General features: G+C 66.7%; 15 protein-coding genes. 3 read left to right on the top strand and 12 right to left on the bottom strand.

Annotated features, from left to right (window positions below):
• Positions 1 to 25: 25 nt before the first annotated feature.
• From xylB to IAE34_RS05455, 7 genes are all read right to left on the bottom strand, one after another.
• Positions 26 to 1,516, bottom strand: coding sequence for a xylulokinase (xylB, locus tag IAE34_RS05485; protein WP_200137846.1), 1,491 nt, complete (start codon positions 1,514 to 1,516; stop codon positions 26 to 28).
• A 14-nt stretch (positions 1,517 to 1,530) separates the two neighbouring features.
• Positions 1,531 to 3,006 carry a mannitol dehydrogenase family protein gene (locus IAE34_RS05480; RefSeq protein ID WP_200137845.1) on the bottom strand — a complete coding sequence of 492 codons (1,476 nt, stop codon included), beginning with the start codon at positions 3,004 to 3,006 and terminating at the stop codon, positions 1,531 to 1,533.
• Positions 3,007 to 3,026: 20 nt separating this feature from the next.
• Complete coding sequence (locus IAE34_RS05475; RefSeq protein WP_200137844.1) at positions 3,027 to 4,133, bottom strand: ABC transporter ATP-binding protein; 1,107 nt, start codon at positions 4,131 to 4,133, stop codon at positions 3,027 to 3,029.
• A 111-nt stretch (positions 4,134 to 4,244) separates the two neighbouring features.
• A complete protein-coding gene (locus tag IAE34_RS05470; protein WP_200137843.1) occupies positions 4,245 to 5,078 on the bottom strand; it encodes a carbohydrate ABC transporter permease in 834 nt (277 codons plus the stop codon).
• Between the two features lie 10 nt (positions 5,079 to 5,088).
• Positions 5,089 to 6,012, bottom strand: a complete 924-nt coding sequence (locus IAE34_RS05465) for a carbohydrate ABC transporter permease (RefSeq protein WP_200137842.1) — start codon at positions 6,010 to 6,012, stop codon at positions 5,089 to 5,091.
• Between the two features lie 72 nt (positions 6,013 to 6,084).
• Entirely contained in the window at positions 6,085 to 7,395 is a 1,311-nt protein-coding gene (locus IAE34_RS05460) for an ABC transporter substrate-binding protein (RefSeq protein ID WP_200137841.1), read from the bottom strand.
• Between the two features lie 165 nt (positions 7,396 to 7,560).
• Entirely contained in the window at positions 7,561 to 8,466 is a 906-nt protein-coding gene (locus IAE34_RS05455) for an AraC family transcriptional regulator (protein ID WP_200137840.1), read from the bottom strand.
• A gap of 112 nt (positions 8,467 to 8,578) precedes the next feature.
• On the opposite strand from IAE34_RS05455, the gene IAE34_RS05450 reads away from it, so the two are divergent.
• Positions 8,579 to 9,079, top strand: coding sequence for a M48 family metallopeptidase (locus IAE34_RS05450; protein WP_200137839.1), 501 nt, complete (start codon positions 8,579 to 8,581; stop codon positions 9,077 to 9,079).
• 13 nt (positions 9,080 to 9,092) lie between these two features.
• Positions 9,093 to 9,389, top strand: coding sequence for a winged helix-turn-helix domain-containing protein (locus IAE34_RS05445; protein ID WP_200137953.1), 297 nt, complete (start codon positions 9,093 to 9,095; stop codon positions 9,387 to 9,389).
• Here IAE34_RS05445 and IAE34_RS05440 read toward each other — a convergent pair.
• Positions 9,380 to 9,847 (bottom strand): GNAT family N-acetyltransferase, encoded by a 468-nt coding sequence (locus tag IAE34_RS05440; RefSeq protein ID WP_200137838.1) that lies wholly within the window; start codon positions 9,845 to 9,847, stop codon positions 9,380 to 9,382. The two genes, IAE34_RS05445 and IAE34_RS05440, sit on opposite strands and share 10 nt — an antisense overlap.
• A 186-nt stretch (positions 9,848 to 10,033) precedes the next feature.
• On the opposite strand from IAE34_RS05440, the gene IAE34_RS05435 reads away from it, so the two are divergent.
• Positions 10,034 to 10,771: a transporter substrate-binding domain-containing protein gene (locus tag IAE34_RS05435; protein ID WP_200137837.1), complete on the top strand. Its 738-nt coding sequence runs from the start codon at positions 10,034 to 10,036 to the stop codon at positions 10,769 to 10,771.
• A gap of 10 nt (positions 10,772 to 10,781) precedes the next feature.
• Here IAE34_RS05435 and yccS read toward each other — a convergent pair whose 3' ends face one another.
• The 4 genes from yccS to mdtD all read right to left on the bottom strand — a co-directional run bounded on the left by yccS (position 10,782) and on the right by mdtD (position 17,259).
• On the bottom strand, positions 10,782 to 12,965 hold the full coding sequence (yccS, locus tag IAE34_RS05430; protein ID WP_200137836.1) for a YccS family putative transporter: 2,184 nt from the start codon (positions 12,963 to 12,965) through the stop codon (positions 10,782 to 10,784).
• Between the two features lie 123 nt (positions 12,966 to 13,088).
• A complete protein-coding gene (locus IAE34_RS05425) occupies positions 13,089 to 14,270 on the bottom strand; it encodes an NAD(P)/FAD-dependent oxidoreductase (RefSeq protein WP_200137835.1) in 1,182 nt (393 codons plus the stop codon).
• Between the two features lie 112 nt (positions 14,271 to 14,382).
• Entirely contained in the window at positions 14,383 to 15,720 is a 1,338-nt protein-coding gene (gene dbpA, locus IAE34_RS05420) for an ATP-dependent RNA helicase DbpA (RefSeq protein ID WP_233630964.1), read from the bottom strand.
• A gap of 111 nt (positions 15,721 to 15,831) precedes the next feature.
• Positions 15,832 to 17,259 carry a multidrug transporter subunit MdtD gene (gene mdtD, locus IAE34_RS05415; RefSeq protein WP_200137833.1) on the bottom strand — a complete coding sequence of 476 codons (1,428 nt, stop codon included), beginning with the start codon at positions 17,257 to 17,259 and terminating at the stop codon, positions 15,832 to 15,834.
• Positions 17,260 to 17,351 lie beyond the last annotated feature (92 nt).

Below are 17,351 nucleotides of genomic sequence, written 5' to 3'. Positions count from 1 at the left end.
AGGGGATGGGAGGGGCGGCCCGCGCTCACTGCCCAGGCAGGTGCGCGCGGTAACGTTGGTAGGCCACTTCGAAGGCAGCCTGCGACGCGGGCCTTGGCAAGGTGCGGGTGCTTTCGTCGAGGGTCACGCAGCGCGCGCACAGTGCCTGCAAGGTATCCCCCTCGCCGCGTTCGCGACCCAGGCTCCAGGCCGCCTGGAGCGCCGCGCCCAGGGCGGCCGCTTCGGTGTGATGGGGACAGACCAGCGGCACGCCGAGCAGGTCGGCCAGGGTCTGGCGCCACAGGGGGCTCTTGGCCGCGCCACCGACCAGGCGGATTTCCTGGCTGATCAGCCCGACATCGCGCAACAGGTCGAGGCCGTGGCGCAGGCTGAAGCAGGTGCCCTCCAGCACCGCACGGCACAGGTTGGCGGGGGTCAGGTTGGCGCTGGTCATGCCCAGCAGGCTGGCGCTGGCATCGGGTAGCGCGGGTACCCGCTCGCCGTCGAAGAACGGCAGCAGCAGCAGGCCCTCGGCGCCGATTGGCGATCGCGCGGCCAGTTCGGCGAAGGTGTCGAGGTCCAGGTCGAGCAGCGCCTGCACCAGTGCGCAGGCGCCTGTGAGGTTCATGGTGCAGATCAGCGGCAGCCAGCCGCCCGACGAGCTGCAGAACGTGGCCACTTCAGCGCAAGGGCTGATTTGCGCCTGGTCGAGGTGTGCCGCCAGCGTGCCGGAGGTGCCGAGGCTCAGCGTGAGGGTGCCGGGGGTGATGTTGCCCGTGCCGATGGCGCCGAGCATGTTGTCGCCACCGCCGCTGGCGACCGCGATGCCTGCTGGCAGCCCGAGCGCCTCGGCCGCCTGCGCCCGTAGCAGGCCGATGCACTGGCCCGACTCCACCAGTTGCGGCAGGGCGGCGGCCAGCCGCGGGCCGGGCTCGACCAGTTCCAGCACATCGGTGGCCCAGGCACGGTTGCGCACATCGTAGTAGCCGGTGCCCGAGGCATCTCCCGGCTCGCTACAGGCGCGGCCGGTGAGCCAGTGATTGAGGTAGTCGTGGGGCAACAGCAGGTGCGCCGCGCGGGCGAACAGCTCGGGATGGTGGCGCCGGGTCCAGAGCAGCTTGGACAGGGTGTAGCCGGGCGCGATCACCAACCCCAGGCGCTCCAGCGAGCCGCTGGCGCCACCCAGGGCTGCCAGCAGCTCGTCGTTTTCGCTGCGGGTCTGGGTGTCGCACCACAGCTTGGCCGGTCGCAGCACCTGGCCTTGGGCGTCGAGCAGCACCAACCCATGCTGCTGGCCGGAAACGGCCAGCGCGCGAATCTCCCGGCCGCCCACGCCAGCGGCGGTCAGCGCGTCGGCCACGGCCTCGCGCAGGGCCCGCAACCAGTCCGCCGGATCCTGTTCGCGGCAGCCGTGCTCGCCGCGCGGTGGTGCATGGGCTGCGCTGCCCTGGCCCAGCACCGCGCCGCTGCCGGCGTCCAGTATCAAGGCCTTGGTGCCCTGGGTGCCGCAGTCTATGCCGAGGAACAGTCCGTCCATCGTCGCTCTCCGTGTCAATCGCCCAGTACGCGGCGCAGGGTTTCACTCACGCCCACCTCGCGCAGGCTGTCGTAGAGCGTCTCGAAAGCCTGGACGAAAGCCCGCGAGTTGGGGATCGCCGTGCCGAAGATGGTCTCGTCGCCCAGCACCCGCGCCGCCAGCCCGTCGCGCTGGACCACGCGGGCCTGGCATTGCGCGGCGCGCGGATCGGGAATGCTGTAGCGGTTGCCCTGCTCGTCCTCGCCGCCCAGATACAGCGCCCAGGCTGCGACCACCAGCGCCACGCGATCCAGTGGCCGACCCTCGGCGATCAGGCGGTTGGCGGTGGGCACGATGAACTTGGGGAATTTCGACGAGCCGTCCGAGCAGACCCGTTCGAGCTGGTCGGCGATGGCGCGGTTGGAGAAGCGCTCCAGCAGGCTTTGCTTGTAGTGCGCCAGATCGATGCCCGGCACCGGCGCCAGTTGCGGGGTCACGTCCTGGTCCATGAACGTGCGCATGTAGCGGCGCAGTCGCTCGTCGGCCAGGGTTTCGTGGACGAAGCGGTAGCCCTGCAGGAAGCCCAGGTAGGTCAGGGCCAGGTGACTGCCGTTGAGCAGCTTGATCTTCATTTCCTCGTAGGGCGTGACGTCGTCGGTGAACTGCACCCCGACCTTTTCCCAGGCGGGCCGGCCGTCGACGAACTTGTCTTCCAGGACCCATTGCAGGAACGGTTCGCACACCACCGGCCAGGCGTCCTCGACGCCGTGACGCTCGGCCAGCTGACGCCGATGGGCGTCGCTGGTCATGGGCGTGATGCGGTCGACCATGGCGTTGGGGAAGCTGACATGCTCGTCGATCCAACGCGCCAGCTCGGGATCCAGCCGTTCGGCGAAGGCCAGCAGCGCCTGGCGTGCCACTCGGCCATTGTGGGGCAGGTTGTCGCAGGACATCACCGTGAAAGCTCGATGGCCTGCCTCGCGCCGGCGCCGCAGGGCCTGGCAGAGAAAGCCGAACACGCTGCGCGGTCGCTCGGGCGTGGCCAGGTCCTGCTGGATCGCCGGCAGATGGGCGAGGAACTCCCCGGTGCTGTCGTCGATGCAGTAACCGCCTTCGGTGATGGTCAGCGAGACGATGCGAATGGCCGGATCGGCGAGGGTGTCGAGCAGGGTCTGAGCCTGATCCTCGGCCAGCAGCATCGCGCTGATGGCGCCGATCACGCGAACCTCGGTATCGGCGCCATCGCCCAGTTCGTAGAGGGTGTAGAGGTGGTCCTGGGCCGCCAATGCATCGCGCATGGCGCGGTCTTCGCTGCGCAGGCCGGCGCCGCAGATCGCCCAGTCGTGGGCTTGGCCGAGGTTCATCAAGGCATCGGTGTAGGCCGCCTGGTGTGCGCGGTGGAAGCCGCCGACGCCGATATGGACGATGCCGTGGCGCAGTTGGCTGGGGCCGTACGCGGGACGTGCTACCGAAGTCGGCAGGCGGTCGAGGTGAGCGCGGTCGAGTTTCATGGGCAATCCTTGCAGGCCGCTCAAGCGGCCTGTTGCAGTCGTTTGTCGAGGGCCTTGCCGGTGCTGTCGAACAGGTGGCAGTGGCGTGGGTCGAGGGTCAGTTGCAGGGGCTCGCCGTAGATCGGCGCGAAGTCTCCGGGCACGCGTACGGTGAGCATCTCGCCGCTGGCGCTGCGCACGTGGCAATAGGTGTCGCTGCCCAATCGCTCGCTGACGTCGGCGATCACCTGCAGCATGCCTGGCTCGCCAATGCCGGCGATGCTCAGGTGCTCGGGACGAATGCCCAGGGTCAAGGCGGTGCCTGGGGCCAGCTCGCCAGCACCGCGCGGCAGGGCGAGGCGCGCACCGCATTCCAGCGCCACTTCGCATCGATCGCCCTGGTTGCGGCTCAGGTGCCCGCGCAGCAGGGCCATCTTCGGCGTGCCGAGAAAGCCCGCCACGAACAGGTTGGCGGGATGGTGATACAGCTCCAGGGGCGAGCCGACCTGCTCGATCCGCCCGCCGTTGAGCACCACCACCTTGTCGGCCAGGGTCATGGCCTCGACCTGGTCGTGGGTCACGTAGATCATGGTCGCGGCCAGCTCCTTGTGCAGGCGCGAGAGTTCCAGGCGCATCTGCACGCGCAGGGCGGCATCGAGGTTGGACAGCGGCTCGTCGAACAGGAAGATCTTGGGGTTGCGCACGATCGCCCGGCCGATCGCCACCCGCTGGCGCTGGCCACCGGAGAGCTGGCGCGGCTTGCGTTCGAGCAACGGTTGCAGTTCCAGGATACGCGCGGCGTCCTCGACCTTGCGCTCGACCTCGGCCTTGGCCACCCCGGCCAGGTCCAGGGCGAAGGACAGGTTCTTGCGCACGGTCATGTGCGGGTACAGGGCGTAGGTCTGGAACACCATGGCCAGGTCGCGCTTGGCCGGCGCGGTGTCGGTGATGTCGACCCCGTCCAGGCCGATGCTGCCGCTGCTGACCTCTTCAAGACCTGCGATCAGGCGCAGCAGGGTCGACTTGCCGCAGCCGGACGGACCGACGAAGACCACGAACTCGCGGTCGTTCACGTCCAGGTCGATGCCCTGGATGATGGCATGGCCATCGAAGCCTTTGTGCAGGTTGCGGATCTTCAGATCAGCCATGTCGGTTACCTTCTTGGCGGCGTGGAGTCGCCCCGGGGGCGGCGGCAGGGATGGAGGCAGTGGCGTTGCCGGTGAGCGCACATGAACGCGTGCCTGGAGCTTGATGGGCGTTCATTTCACGGCCCCGAACGAGAGGCCGCGCACCAGCTGCTTCTGGCTGATCCAGCCAAAGATCAGGATCGGCGCGCAGGCCAGGGTGGACACCGCCGAGAGCTTGGCCCAGAACAGGCCTTCGGGGCTGGAATAGGAGGCCACCAGCGCCGTCAGCGGGGCGGCGGCCGAAGACGTGAGGTTGAGTGACCAGAACGCCTCGTTCCAGCACAGGATCAGCGACAGCAGCACCGTCGAGGCCAGGCCGCCGCGGGCGATGGGCAGCAGCACACGGACGATTTCCTGCCAGGTGCCGGCGCCGTCCAGGCGGGCGGCTTCTAGGATGTCGACCGGGATGTCCTTGAAGTAGGTGTACACCATCCACACCACGATCGGCAGGTTGATCAGGGTGTAGACGATGATCAGCGCCAGGCGCGAGTCGAGCAGGCCGAACTGCTTGGCCAGCAGGTAGATCGGCATCAGCACGCCCACCGGCGGCAGCATCTTGGTCGAGAGCATCCACAGCAAGGTGCGCTTGGTGTGACGCGATTCGAAGAACGCCATCGAATAGGCCGCCGGCACCGCGATCAGCAGGCACAGCACGGTGGCCGAGACCGAGATCAGCACTGAGTTCCAGGCGTAGGCGAAGTAGTCGCTGCGCGCATTGATGTGCAGGTAATTTTCCAGGGTCGGCTGGAAGATGAACTGCGGCGGCGTGGCGAAGGCGTCCAGTTCGGTCTTGAAGCTGGTCAGCAGCATCCAGAAGATCGGGAAGAAGATCACCAGGGCGATGCCCCAGCACAGCAGGCCGAGCAGCGCGTCGCGCAGGCGGCGATGTTGCTTGAGTGTCAGCATGGCGGGCTCCTCAGCTGCGCTCGGTCAGGTTCTTGCCGATCATGCGCACCAGCACGATGGCGGCGACGTTGGCGATCAGCACAGCGATCAGGCCACCGGCAGATGCCATGCCGACGTCGAATTGCAGCAGCGCCTGGTTGTAGATCAGGTAGGCCAGGTTGGTGGATTCGTAGCCGGGCCCGCCGCTGGTGGTGGTGAAGATCTCGGCGAACACCGACAGCAGGAAGATGGTCTCGATCATCAGCACCACGGCGATCGGCCGCGCCAGGTGCGGCAGGGTCAGGTGCCAGAAGATCGCCAGGGCACCGGCGCCGTCCAGGCGCGCCGCCTCCTTCTGCTCCTGGTCCTGGGACTGCAAGGCGGTCATCAACAGCAGGATGGCGAACGGCAACCACTGCCAGGAGACGATCAGGATGATCGACAGCAGGGGGTAGTGCGCCAGCCAATCCACCGGTTCGGCACCGAACACCCGCCACAGTGCGGCGAGAATGCCGGAGACCGGATGCAGGATCAGGTTCTTCCACAGCAGTGCGCTGACTGTAGGCATGATGAAGAACGGCGAGATCAGCAGCACCCGTACCACGCCCCGGCCCCAGAACTCACCAGCCTCCAGCAGCGCAGCGATCAGTACGCCGAGCACGACGCTGATGGCCAGCACGCTGCCTACCAGGGTGAGGGTATTGAGCGCGCCGGGCACAAACCCTGCGTCGGTGACGAAGAAGCTGAAATTGTCCAGGCCGACGAAGTCGTTCTCGCCGGGATACAGCAGGTTGTAGCGGATCAGCGAAAAATACAGGGTCATGCCCAGGGGCACGACCATCCACAGCAGCAACAGCGCCACCGAGGGGCTGACCAGGAACCAGCCAGGACCGACGCGGCGCTTGCCACGGCGCTCGGCGGCCAGGGTCGGGGAATCCAGGGTCGAAGTGTTCATGACGACTCCATGTGCGGCAGCAAGGGGCGAGCGGGCAGCGATGCCCATGGGGCGTCGCTGCAGCGGCAAGGTCTACTTGGGGTAGCCGGCGCGTTTCATCTCGCGCTCGGTCGACGACTGCGCCGCCGTCAACGCCTGCTCCGGTTTCATCTGGCCGGTGAGGGCGGCGGCGAACAGCTTGCCGACCTGGGTGCCAATGGACTGGAACTCGGGGATGGTCACCAACTGGATGCCCACGTACGGCACCGGCTGGAGGGTCGGATGGTTGGGGTCCACGCGCTTGAGCGACTCCAGGGTCACCTGGGCGAAGGGCGCGGCTTTCAGGTAAGCCTCGCTGTAGGTGGAGGCGCGGGTGCCCGGCGGCACGTTGGCCACGCCGTCCTTCTCGGCCACCAGCTGGGCATAGCCCTCGGACGTGGCCCAGGCGCTGAAGGCCTTGGCCGCGTCCTTGTGCTTGGCGCTCGCGGGAATCGCCAGCGCCCAAGCGTACAACCAGCTGGCGCCCTTGTCGGTGACTTGCTTGGGCGCGAAGGTGAAGCCGGTGACGTCGGCGACCTTGCTCTGGGACTTGTCCGTGACGAACGAGCCGGCCACGCTGGCATCGACCCACATCGCGCACTTGCCGCTGTTGAACAGCGCCAGGTTCTCGTTGAAGCCATTGCTCGACGCGCCGGGCGGACCGTACTGCCTGAGGGTATCGACGTAGAAGTTCAAGGCCTGGGACCAGGCGCTGCCGGTGAACTCGGGCTGCCACTGCTCATTGAACCAACGGCCACCGAAGGCGTTGGCGAGGGTGCTGATCAACGCCATGTTCTCGCCCCAGCCAGCCTTGCCCCTGAGGCAGATACCGTACTGGCCGTCCTGGGGTTTGTTGAGCTTGGCGGCGAATTCGCCCATCTGGGTCCAGGTGGGCTGTTCGGGCATGCTCAGGCCCGCCTGTTCGAACAGGTCCTTGCGGTAGTAGGTGATCGAGGCTTCGGCGTAGAACGGCAGGGCGTATAGCGTGCCCTTGAACGACAGGCCGTCGCGCACCGAGGGGAAGACATCGTCGAGCCGGTAGTCGGCAGGCAGGTCGCGCATCGGTTCCAGCCAGCCCTGGGCACCCCAGAGCGCGGCCTCGTACATGCCGATGGTCAGCACGTCGAACTGCCCGCCCTGGGTGGCGATGTCGGTGGTCAGGCGCTGGCGCAGGACGTTTTCTTCGAGCACCACCCACTTGAGCTGCACGTCCGGGTGCTGCTGCTCGAAGGCCTCGGACAGGCGCTGCATGCGGATCATGTCGCTGTTGTTGACGGTGGCGATGGTCAGGGTTTCGGCGGCCTGGGCCAGGGGCGTGAGGCTCAGGCAGGCGGCAGCCAGGCAGGTCTTGATCGAGTCGTTCATGCGGTGAACTCCCCTTCCGGACCGTGGGACGGCGCGGAAGTCATTATTGTTTTTGTCGTGCTCGGATCCAATTACACCCCGCTCGACGCCACCCGACAAAGCCTTGCCTGCACTCTCACCGATACTTTTTTGCGCAGTGCCTGGCCGGTTCGATGACCAATCGCCTCAGCCCAGATTCTGCTCGGTGAGGCGCTGGGTCACCAGGTGGCGGTAGCCCGAGGGGGTCATGCCCTTGAGCTGCTGGAAGCGCCGGTTGAAGTTCGACAGGTTGCTGAAGCCCGATTCGAAGCACACTTCGGTCACCGGCAGCTCGCTGCGGGCCAGCAGCTCGCACGACTTGCTGATCCGCAGGCGATTGACGAATTCGACGAAGCCGCGCCCTGCGGCCTGTTTGAAGAAGCGCGAAAAGTAGCTGGTGGTCATGCCCAGGTGCTCGGCCACCTGCTGCTGGGTCAGGTCCTGGGCGTAGTGCTGGAAGATGTAGTCCACGGCCCGGTTGATGCGCTCGACGTTGTGTTCGTCGCACAACTGCGAGGAGGTGACGGTGGACAGCAGCTGGTAGTCCTCGCAGGCTGCCAGTTGTTCCATGAGGATAAAAAAGTATCCCAGGCGGCTCATGCCGCGGCTGTCGGCGATGCAGCGCATCAGCTGCTGGCTGGACTCGACCAGCGCCGGGTCGCGAAACTCGATGCCATAGCTGGCGCGGGCCAGCAGCGGCGCCAGCTGGCTCAGTTCGGAGAACACCTGGCTGCCCTGCTCGAGCACTTCGTCGGTGAAGTTCACCAGCCTGTCGCGGGTGTCCACCACCTCGTCGGCGGCCACCTGGCTGATCCAGTTGTGCGGCAGGTTGGGGCCGGTGAGAAACAGCGTGCCGGGGGCGAAATTGCCGATGTAGTCGCCGATGAAGACCTTGCCGGCGCTGGCCACGATCAGGTGCAGCTCATACTCCTTGTGAAAGTGCCAGCGCACCAGCGGACTGGGAAAGCCGTGCTGGCGATAGATCAGCGAGTGGCCTTCGTGATCGTCCATCAGTTCGTAGGAGGGGTCGGTGGTCTTGCTGGCTTTGGGCATGGTCAGTGCTTCGAGCGAAGGGCGAGTCTGAAATCCTAGCCAACTTTGCGCGAGTGTGGTGGTTTCATCGCGATCGGTAGGCACGGGCGCGATCCGGTACACTGCCATCCCCATGAATCCCCTACGTTATCTTCAGGCCTATCCCCCGCATCTGCAGGAACAGATCCGCCAGATGATCGCCGGCGATCGCCTGGGCGACTACTTGCATGCACGCTATCCGCAGCGGCACGAGGTGCAGAGCGACAAGGCGCTGTACCTCTACGCCCAAGAACTGCGCCAGCAATTCCTGCGCAGTGCGCCGCCGCTGGACAAGGTGCTGTACGACAGCCGCCTGGACCTCACCCACCGCGCCCTCGGGCTGAACACCGCCGTGACCCGGGTCCAGGGTGGCAAGCTCAAGGCGAAGAAGGAGGTGCGCATCGCCTCGCTGTTCAAGGAGGCGCCGCCGCAGTTCCTGCGCATGATCGTGGTGCATGAACTGGCGCACCTGCGCGAACGTGACCACAGCAAGGCGTTCTACCAGCTGTGCCAGCACATGGAGCCGGATTATCATCAGCTGGAATTCGACCTGCGTGTCTACCTGACCTGGCGCGAACTGCCGGGCAATGCCTGAGGAATCCGTCGGTATGGACGTGAGCAAGACCAAGAGCAGTTTCTACCGTCGCCTGTACGTGGCCTGGCTGATCGATAGCCACACTGCCGCCAGCGTGCCGGCCCTGGTGGACGCCACCGGCATGCCGCGGCGCACCGCCCAGGACACCATCGCCGCCCTGGCCGACCTGGACATCGTCTGCGAGTTCGAACAGCAGAGCGGTGCTCGCAACCATGCCGGCCACTACCGTATTCGCGACTGGGGCGCCATCGACCGGCAGTGGATCGAGCGCAACCTGACGCAGATTCGCCAGGTCCTCGGCTACCCCTGAGCGCGGGGATCCCGGCGCATGCCGATGTGGGGAATGTCGTCTTCCAGGTACTGCTCGCCCACCGTCACGAAACCGTGCCGCGCGTAGTAGTCCTGCAGATGGGCCTGCGCCGACAGGTGAATCGGCATGCCTGGCCAGTGCCGTTCGGCCTGCGCCAGCCCTTCGAGCAGCAATTGGTGCCCCAGGCCGCCGCCACGCGCGGCCGGTGAGGTGACCACCCGGCCGATCACCACGGCGCCGCCGTGAGCCTGAGGGTCGAGCAGGCGCAGGTAGGCCGCCAGTTTGCCTTCGTGCCAGCCCATCAGGTGCAGGGTGTCCCCGACCAGGTCCTGGCCATCGACTTCCTGGTAGGCGCAGCGTTGCTCCACCACGAACACTTCCGTACGCAGTTGCAGGATCGTGTAGAGCTGCTGGGTGTCGAGTGCGCTGTGATGCTCGCAGGTCCATTGAAGGGTCATGAAAAGCTCCTCGTGCTGGGCCAGGGATCATCGCAAATCCTGCCGGGGGATACGAGCTCAGCGACCGGCCAGCGGGTCGGCCAAAATAGAGGCTATATGACACTATTGTCGCTCCCGCCACCCACCGGCTTTGTGTACTCTCGGCACATCGGCGGCTAATTCTGCCTACGGCCAGAGGTACGGTGCATGCGGTCACTGCTTGGCGTGTTGGGTGGGGTGCTGTTGCTGGCGATGGCGCAGGCCATGGCCCAGCCGACCCTGCGCCTGGTCGGCGACAGATGGCCGCCGTTCTCCGACGCGTCGCTGCCGGGCGGTGGCCTGGCCACTGAGCTGGTCACCACGGTGCTGGGCCGTGCCGGCTACGCCAGCGCAGTCGAGGAGGTACCCTGGGCCAGGGCGCTGATGGGCATCGGCGAAGGCCGCTACGACGTGCTGATCACCACCTGGTACAGCGAGCCACGTACTCACCTGGGCGAGTACTCCCGCCCCTACCTGAGCAACCGTATTCGCTTGCTCAAGCGCAAGGGCGAGGCCCTGAACGTGGGGCGACTGGCCGATCTGTACCCCTACAGCATCGCAGTGGTGCGCGGCTATGCCTACACGGCAGCGTTCGATGGCGACCGCGAGCTGCACAAGGTTCCGGTGCGCAACTTCTCCTCGGCCCTGAAAATGCTGGCCGCCGGGCGGGTGGATCTGACCGTGGAGGATGAGTACGTGGCGCGCTACCTGCTGCAACGCGAGCCGCCAGCGGTTCGCGACGCCGTCGAGTTCGTCGCACCGCCCTTGGGACAGAGCAGCCTGCATATTCTCGTGAGCCTGAAGAATCCGCAGCACCGCCAGATCGTCGAAGCCTTCGACCGCGCCATCGACGCGATGCGCGCCGACGGCAGCTACGACCGGCTGCTGCGCCAGCACGGTTTCTGACCCACGGGCCTCACACCGGCGCCGTGTCCTTGATCAGGTGAGCGGCCAGTGTGCGCAGCGGGCCCAGCTGACGGCAGATCAACGCCAGCTGCGACTGCACCAGGCGCTGGTGCTCGTCCAGCTCCTCGGGCATCTGTTCCAGCTGCTGGGCCAGCGCCTCTTCCGCGTCGCTGTGGATCGCCACCGGCGCGCGCGCGGCCAGGCCGCTGGCGATCTCGTCGAGGCTGCGTGCCAAGCTGCTGCCGACGTCCGCGATCAGGTGCTCGTGCACCTCGGCAGGCAGCGCCGTGTCGCGGTGCGCGCCCAGGCCCGAGAGGTAGCTGAGCAGGGTGTGCGACAGCACCAGGAAGCGAAAGCCCACGTCGGCTTCCTTGCGAAAGTGCCCCGGCTCCATGAGCATGTTCGACAAGGTGGTCGACAGCGCCGCATCGGCGTTGTGGGCGTTGCGCCGGGCCAGGCGGTAGGCCAGGTCGTCGCTCTTGCCCACGGCGTACTGCTGCATGATCTGGCGCAGGTATTCGCTGGCGCAGCTCAGCGTGTTGGCCAGCACCTTGTTCAGCCGGCGACCCTGCCAGTCCGGCAGGAACAGGAACACCGCGAGGATCGCGATCAGGCTGCCGACCAGGGTGTCGAACAGGCGCGGCAGGAACAGCCCGTAGCCATCGCCGATCTGGTTGAAGCAGAACAGGATCATCAGCGTGATCGCGGCCGTGGCCAGGGTGTAGCGCGTGGTGCGGTTGACGAAGAACACCACCCCGGCCACCACGGCGAACAGCGACTGCAGCAACGGGTTGGGGAACAGGTCGAACAAGGCCCAGCCCACCGTCAGGCCGATGGCGGTGCCGAAGATCCGCTGCACCAGCTTGCGCCGCGTCGCACCGTAGTTGGGCTGGCAGACGAACAAGGTGGTGAGGATGATCCAGTAGCCCTGGGTGGGGTGGATCAGGTGCACCATGCCGTAGCCGATCGACAGCGCCAGGGGCAGACGCAGGGCGTGGCGGAACAGCAGCGAGGTGGGCGTGAGCTGGGTGCGCAGGCGCTTCCAGACCTCCTTGAAGGTACGTGGCGAACGGTCCAGCAGGCTGCTGTCGCTGGCGTCGGCCAGGCTGTCGGGGTTACTCGCCGCGCCCAGCAGGCGGTCCAGGGTCGACAGGTTGGCCGCCAGGGCGCGCAACGAACGCAGCAGGCCGCGCCAGGCCGGATTGTTCTGTTCGCGCAGGTGTTCCAGCGACGCCTGCAGGTCTTCCAGGGCCTCCGGGTAGCCGCTGGCCAGTACGAACGGCTGGCGCAGGCGAATCGAACGGGCCAGTTCCTGGCACGACGAGCCCTGCTTGCGCAGCAGACGCTGGCAGCGGAACATCACGTCGCTGTGGAAGAAGGTCTCGCTCAGGGCGTTGTAGGGGTAGTGCGAGGCGCTGACCCGCTCGTGGATGTCCTGGGCCAGGAAATACAGCTTCAGGTAACGGCTCACCTTGGAGGTCGGCTGGCTGTTGCCCACCCGGTGCAGGATGATTTCCTTGGCGGTGTTCAGCGCTGCCACCACCCGGCCATTCTGCTTGGCCAGCTCCAGGCGCGTGGCCTCCACGTCCAGGGTACGCACCGGCTCGAACAGGCTGGCCTTGAGCTTGAGGTAGCTGCCCAGTTCGAAGAACAGCTTGGCCAGGCTCTGCTGCACCGGCTGGTTGGAGAACAGCGCCTGCCACAGCACCGACAGCAGGCCGTACCAGGCGGCGCCCATCACCAGCAGCAGTGGCTCGTGCCAGAAGTCGTTGACCTGGCCGCCGCGCTGGTCGACGCCGATCATGGTGTACACCGAGAGGATCAGGGTCGCCGAGGCGATGGCGCCATAGCGTTCGCCCAAGGCGCCGAGCATGGTCAGGCAGAAGGCGGCCAGCGCCATCGCCACCGCGAATACCCAGGGGTAGGGGAACAGCAGCTCGACCGCCAGCGCGGCGATGGCGAAACACACCAAGGTGACCGCCAGGGCGCTGAGACGGCCCTGCCAGCCGTCGTCGGTCTCGGCCAGGGCGCTGGCGATGATGCCCAGGAACAACGGAATGAGCAGGCTCATCTCGTTGTGATACCAGCACCAGGCCATGGAGCCGGTGAGGGCGATGGTCACCCGGATGGCATAGCTGAACTTGTCTTGGCCCCACAGGCGACGCAATGAATGGCGGAACGAGCTCGATGACATAGTGGCCCTGGGCTGTGAGCGAAAGGGAGTCGAACCATGGTGTCTCGCGGGGCAGCGGGTCGTTCCCGCCAGCACCCCGCCACGGACAAGCAATGAGCGTACCGTGGCGCCGCCGATTCTACCTCAGACGAACTGCGCTGCGGCGTTCGCCGAGGCCCAGGCCCACTGGAAATTGAAGCCGCCCAGGTGGCCGCTGACATCCAGCACTTCGCCGATGAAGTACAGCCCGGGGCTCTTCAGCGATTCCATGGTCTTGGACGACACCTCGCGGGTGTCCACGCCGCCCAGGGTCACCTCGGCGGTGCGATAGCCCTCGGTGCCGGCCGGCACCACCTGCCAGGCGCCGAGCCGGTCGGCGATCTGCGCCAGCTCCGCCGGCGTGTACTGCTTCAGCGGACGGGATTCGAACCACTGCTCGGCCAGCAGGTTGGCCAGCTTGCGGGTGAAGACCTCGCCCAGCACCGTCTTGAGCTCGCTGTTGGGGCGTTCGGCCTGCTGCTGCTCCAGCCAGAGGCGCGCATCGTGGTCGGGCAGCAGGTTGATCTCGACCGTGTCGCCGCTTTCCCAGTACGAGGAAATCTGCAGGATGGCCGGGCCGCTCAGGCCGCGATGGGTGAACAGCAGGTTCTCGCGAAAGCTCGTGCCGTTGCAGCTGGCGATGCAGTCCAGCGACGTGCCGGACAGCTCGGTGCACAGCGCCTTGAGCTGAGGCTCGGTGACGGTGAAGGGCACCAGTGCGGCGCGGGTCGGCAGCAGTGCATGGCCGAATTGCCGGGCCACCTGATAGCCGAAGCCCGTGGCGCCCAGGGTCGGGATCGACAACCCGCCGGTGGCGATCACCAGCGACTGGCAGGCGAAGGGTCCTGCACTGGTGTGCAGGCGATAGCCCTGGTCGGTCCTGTCGATCCGCTCGATCTGCGTGTTCATGCGCAGGTCGACACCCGCCGCGTCGCACTCGGCCAGCAGCAGGTCGAGGATGTCGCTGGACTTGTTGTCGCAGAACAGCTGGCCGAGCTTCTTCTCGTGGTACGGCACGCCGTGGCGGGCCACCAGTTCGATGAAATCCCACTGGGTGAAGCGCGCCAGCGCCGACTTGCAGAAGTGCGGGTTGTGCGAGAGGAAGTTGGCCGGCTCGGTGTACAGGTTGGTGAAGTTGCAGCGCCCGCCGCCGGACATGAGGATCTTCTTGCCCGGCTTGTTGGCATGGTCGAGCAGCAGCACGCCGCGGCCACGGCGCGCGCTGAGCTGGGCGCACATCAGGCCGGCGGCGCCGGCGCCGAGAATGATCACGTCGGTGGAGTGCACGGTTCGAACCTTCGAAAAATGAACACGGAGCCCTGTGCAGGGCGAATGGATTGCGCAGGCCGATCGCCTGCAGGCTTGGCGAACCGTCGCGCCTGCGGGGAGTGGCCAGCGGTCAGATGATACGTACCTTGAGCGAGCGACCCTTGATCTTGCCGCTGTTCAGGCGCTGCATGGCCTGCTTGGCCACTGCCCGCTCCACCGCCACGAAGGCGACGAAATCGAAGATGGCGATCTTGCCCACCTGCTTGCCGGGCAGGCCGGCATCGCCGGTCAGGGCGCCGAGGATATCGCCGGGACGCAGCTTGTCCTTGCGCCCGGCACCGATGCACAGGGTGGTCATGGTCGGCAGCAGCGGCTCGCCACCCTTGTGCTTCAGGCCGTCCAGCGGTTCCCAGCGCAGCGGGTGCCGCTGCAGGTCTTCGATGGCCTGGGCACGGTGTCCCTCGGCTGGCGCCACCAGGCTGATCGCCACGCCTTTCTCGCCCGCTCGCCCGGTTCGTCCTACACGGTGCACGTGGATTTCGGCATCGCGCGCCAGCTCCACGTTGATCACCAGGTCCAGGCCGTCGATGTCCAGGCCGCGCGCGGCCACGTCGGTGGCCACCAGCACCGAGCTGCTGCGGTTGGCGAACATCGTCAGCACCTGGTCACGGTCGCGCTGCTCCAGGTCGCCATGCAGGGCCTGGGCGACGATGCCCTTGGCCGTCAGGTGGGCGACCAGGTCTTCGCATTGCTGCTTGGTGAAGCAGAACGCCACGCAGGACTGCGGGCGATAGTGGCCGAGCACGCGGGTGACCGCTTCCAGGCGCTGCTGCGGGTCGATCTCGATGAAGCGCTGCTCGATCTGGCTGTCGCTGTGCTGGCTCTGCACCTTGACCTGCTGCGGTGAGCGCATGAAGTCGGCGGCCAGTCGCTCTATGCCGACCGGGTAGGTGGCCGAGAACAGCAGGGTCTGGCGGCGTGCCGGCGTCTTGGCGATGATTGCGGCGATGGCGTCGAAAAAGCCCATGTCGAGCATGCGGTCGGCTTCGTCGAGCACCAGGGTGTTGAGGCCGCTGAGCACCAGCGTGCCTTTGTCCAGGTGCTGCTGGATCCGTCCCGGCGTGCCCACCACGATGTGAGCGCCGTGCTCCAGCGAGGCGATCTGCGGGCCCAGGGAGACGCCCCCGCACAGGGTCAGGATCTTGATGTTGTCCTCGGCCCGGGCCAGGCGGCGCAACTCCTTGGCCACCTGGTCGGCGAGCTCGCGGGTGGGGCACAGCACCAGCGCCTGGCAGCCGAAATAGCGCGGGTTGATCGGATTGAGCAGGCCGATGCCGAAGGCTGCTGTCTTGCCGCTGCCGGTCTTGGCCTGGGCGATCAGGTCCTGGCCCTTGAGAATGACCGGCAGGCTCTGGGCCTGGATCGGTGTCATCGCGGCGTAGCCGAGCGCCTCCAGGTTGGCCAGCATGGCGGCGGACAGCGGCAGGGAGGCGAAAGCGGTGGAATCGGTGGTCACGGGACTGGCCTGCGGTGCGAAGCGAAAAATGCTGCACAGTCTACCAGCCCCTGACGATTCGCCCTACGTTTCCACGTGCTCTTCCGGACGACGGGTACGCCTCCCGTCCGTCGGTGAAAGCTGCAGGAAGATCGCTGCAGCCAGCATCGCCATCACGCCGATGGTGAGGAAGGTGAGCTGGAACGCGCCCAGGGTGGTTTCCACCCCGTCGGCACTGCCCGCTGCGGTGAACCCGCCGAGCAGGGCGCCCGCGCAGGCGACACCCAGGCTCAGCGACAACTGCGCCACCACCGACAGCAGGCTGTTGCCGCTGCTGGCGCTGACATCGTCCAGATCGATCAGGGTCACGGTGTTCATCGCCGTGAACTGCAGCGAATTCACCGCCCCCAGCAAGCCCAGTTGCACCAGCAGCAGCCAGTAGGGAGTCTGTTCGTCCACCAGCCCCAGGCTGGCCAGCAGCACCCCCAGCAACAAGGTGTTGCCGGTGAGGATGATGCGATAACCCAGGCGCTCGATCAGCGGGCGCGCCACCGACTTGGCGACCATCGCCGCCGCCGCCAGGGGAATCATGCTCATGCCCGCCTGCGCCGGCGAGTAGCCCAGGGCCACCTGCAACAGCAGCGGGACCAGGAACGGCAGGGCGCCGCTGCCCAGGCGCGAGAACAGGTTGCCGAGGATGCCGATGGCGAAGGTGCGCACGCGGAACAGGCTGGGCGAGAACAGCGGTTCCGGGTCGCGTCCGGCGCGCAGCCAGTAGGCCGCCAGGCAGGCCATGCCGGCGAACAGCAACAGCATCACCCGCAGGTGCGGCAGGTGCAGTTCGCCCAGGCCTTCCATGGCGATGGTGATCAGCACCATGGCGGCGCCGAACAGCAGGAAACCGGGCCCGTCGAAGCTGGTGCGCTCGCTGCCGCGCAGGTCGGGAATGAATTTCCACACCGCGTAGCACCCCAGCGCGCCCACCGGCAGGTTGAGCAGGAAGATCCAGTGCCAGCTGAGAATCTCCACCAGCCACCCGCCCACGGTCGGCCCCAGCAGCGGCCCGAGCAGGCCGGGGATGGTGATGAAGCTCATGATCCGCACCAGCTCCGAGCGCGGATAGGCGCGCAGCACCACCAGGCGGCCGACCGGCAACATGAGCGCGCCGCCGAGCCCCTGGATGATCCGCGCCAGGATCAGGAAGCCCAGGCTGTTGGCCACGGCGCACAACAGTGAGCCGACGCTGAACAGCAGGATCGCGCCGAAGAAGATGCGCTTGGTGCCGAAGCGATCGGCGATCCATCCCGAGGCCGGGATCAGCAGCGCCACGGTGAGCATGTAGGCGATGATCACCCCCTGCATGCGCAGCGGGTCTTCGGCCAGGGAGCGAGCCATGGCCGGCAGCGCGGTATTGAGGATGGTGCCGTCGAGCGACTGCATGAAGAAGGCGATGGCCACCACCCAGGGCAGCCAGCGGGCGGTGACGGGGTCCAACGGTGCACGTTCGGGCATGGTTCGGTTCCTGTCCAACGAAACTCACGGGCGGCGTGGCCCATTCGGAGCGCTCTGGCCGCTTGGCGAAGACGTGCTCCAGCACGTGCAGT

It is taken from the genome of Pseudomonas sp. S30, from assembly GCF_016518545.1.
Taxonomy (GTDB): Bacteria; Pseudomonadota; Gammaproteobacteria; order Pseudomonadales; family Pseudomonadaceae; genus Aquipseudomonas.
This window is presented reverse-complemented; position numbering and strand designations above follow the sequence as displayed.

What these genes read in the sequence shown, in the direction of transcription:
- IAE34_RS05460 (WP_200137841.1), bottom strand. Translation starts at nt 7,395, where the DNA reads ATGAACGACTCGATCAAGACCTGCCTGGCTGCCGCCTGCCTGAGCCTC.
- IAE34_RS05480 (WP_200137845.1), bottom strand. Translation starts at nt 3,006, where the DNA reads ATGAAACTCGACCGCGCTCACCTCGACCGCCTGCCGACTTCGGTAGCA.
- IAE34_RS05455 (WP_200137840.1), bottom strand. Translation starts at nt 8,466, where the DNA reads ATGCCCAAAGCCAGCAAGACCACCGACCCCTCCTACGAACTGATGGAC.
- dbpA (WP_233630964.1), bottom strand. Translation starts at nt 15,720, where the DNA reads ATGCTGGCCAACCTGGAGGCGCTCGGCTACGCCGCGATGACACCGATC.
- IAE34_RS05440 (WP_200137838.1), bottom strand. Translation starts at nt 9,847, where the DNA reads ATGACCCTTCAATGGACCTGCGAGCATCACAGCGCACTCGACACCCAG.
- IAE34_RS05435 (WP_200137837.1), top strand. Translation starts at nt 10,034, where the DNA reads ATGCGGTCACTGCTTGGCGTGTTGGGTGGGGTGCTGTTGCTGGCGATG.
- yccS (WP_200137836.1), bottom strand. Translation starts at nt 12,965, where the DNA reads ATGTCATCGAGCTCGTTCCGCCATTCATTGCGTCGCCTGTGGGGCCAA.
- IAE34_RS05450 (WP_200137839.1), top strand. Translation starts at nt 8,579, where the DNA reads ATGAATCCCCTACGTTATCTTCAGGCCTATCCCCCGCATCTGCAGGAA.
- IAE34_RS05445 (WP_200137953.1), top strand. Translation starts at nt 9,093, where the DNA reads ATGGACGTGAGCAAGACCAAGAGCAGTTTCTACCGTCGCCTGTACGTG.
- IAE34_RS05475 (WP_200137844.1), bottom strand. Translation starts at nt 4,133, where the DNA reads ATGGCTGATCTGAAGATCCGCAACCTGCACAAAGGCTTCGATGGCCAT.
- IAE34_RS05470 (WP_200137843.1), bottom strand. Translation starts at nt 5,078, where the DNA reads ATGCTGACACTCAAGCAACATCGCCGCCTGCGCGACGCGCTGCTCGGC.
- IAE34_RS05465 (WP_200137842.1), bottom strand. Translation starts at nt 6,012, where the DNA reads ATGAACACTTCGACCCTGGATTCCCCGACCCTGGCCGCCGAGCGCCGT.
- xylB (WP_200137846.1), bottom strand. Translation starts at nt 1,516, where the DNA reads ATGGACGGACTGTTCCTCGGCATAGACTGCGGCACCCAGGGCACCAAG.
- mdtD (WP_200137833.1), bottom strand. Translation starts at nt 17,259, where the DNA reads ATGCCCGAACGTGCACCGTTGGACCCCGTCACCGCCCGCTGGCTGCCC.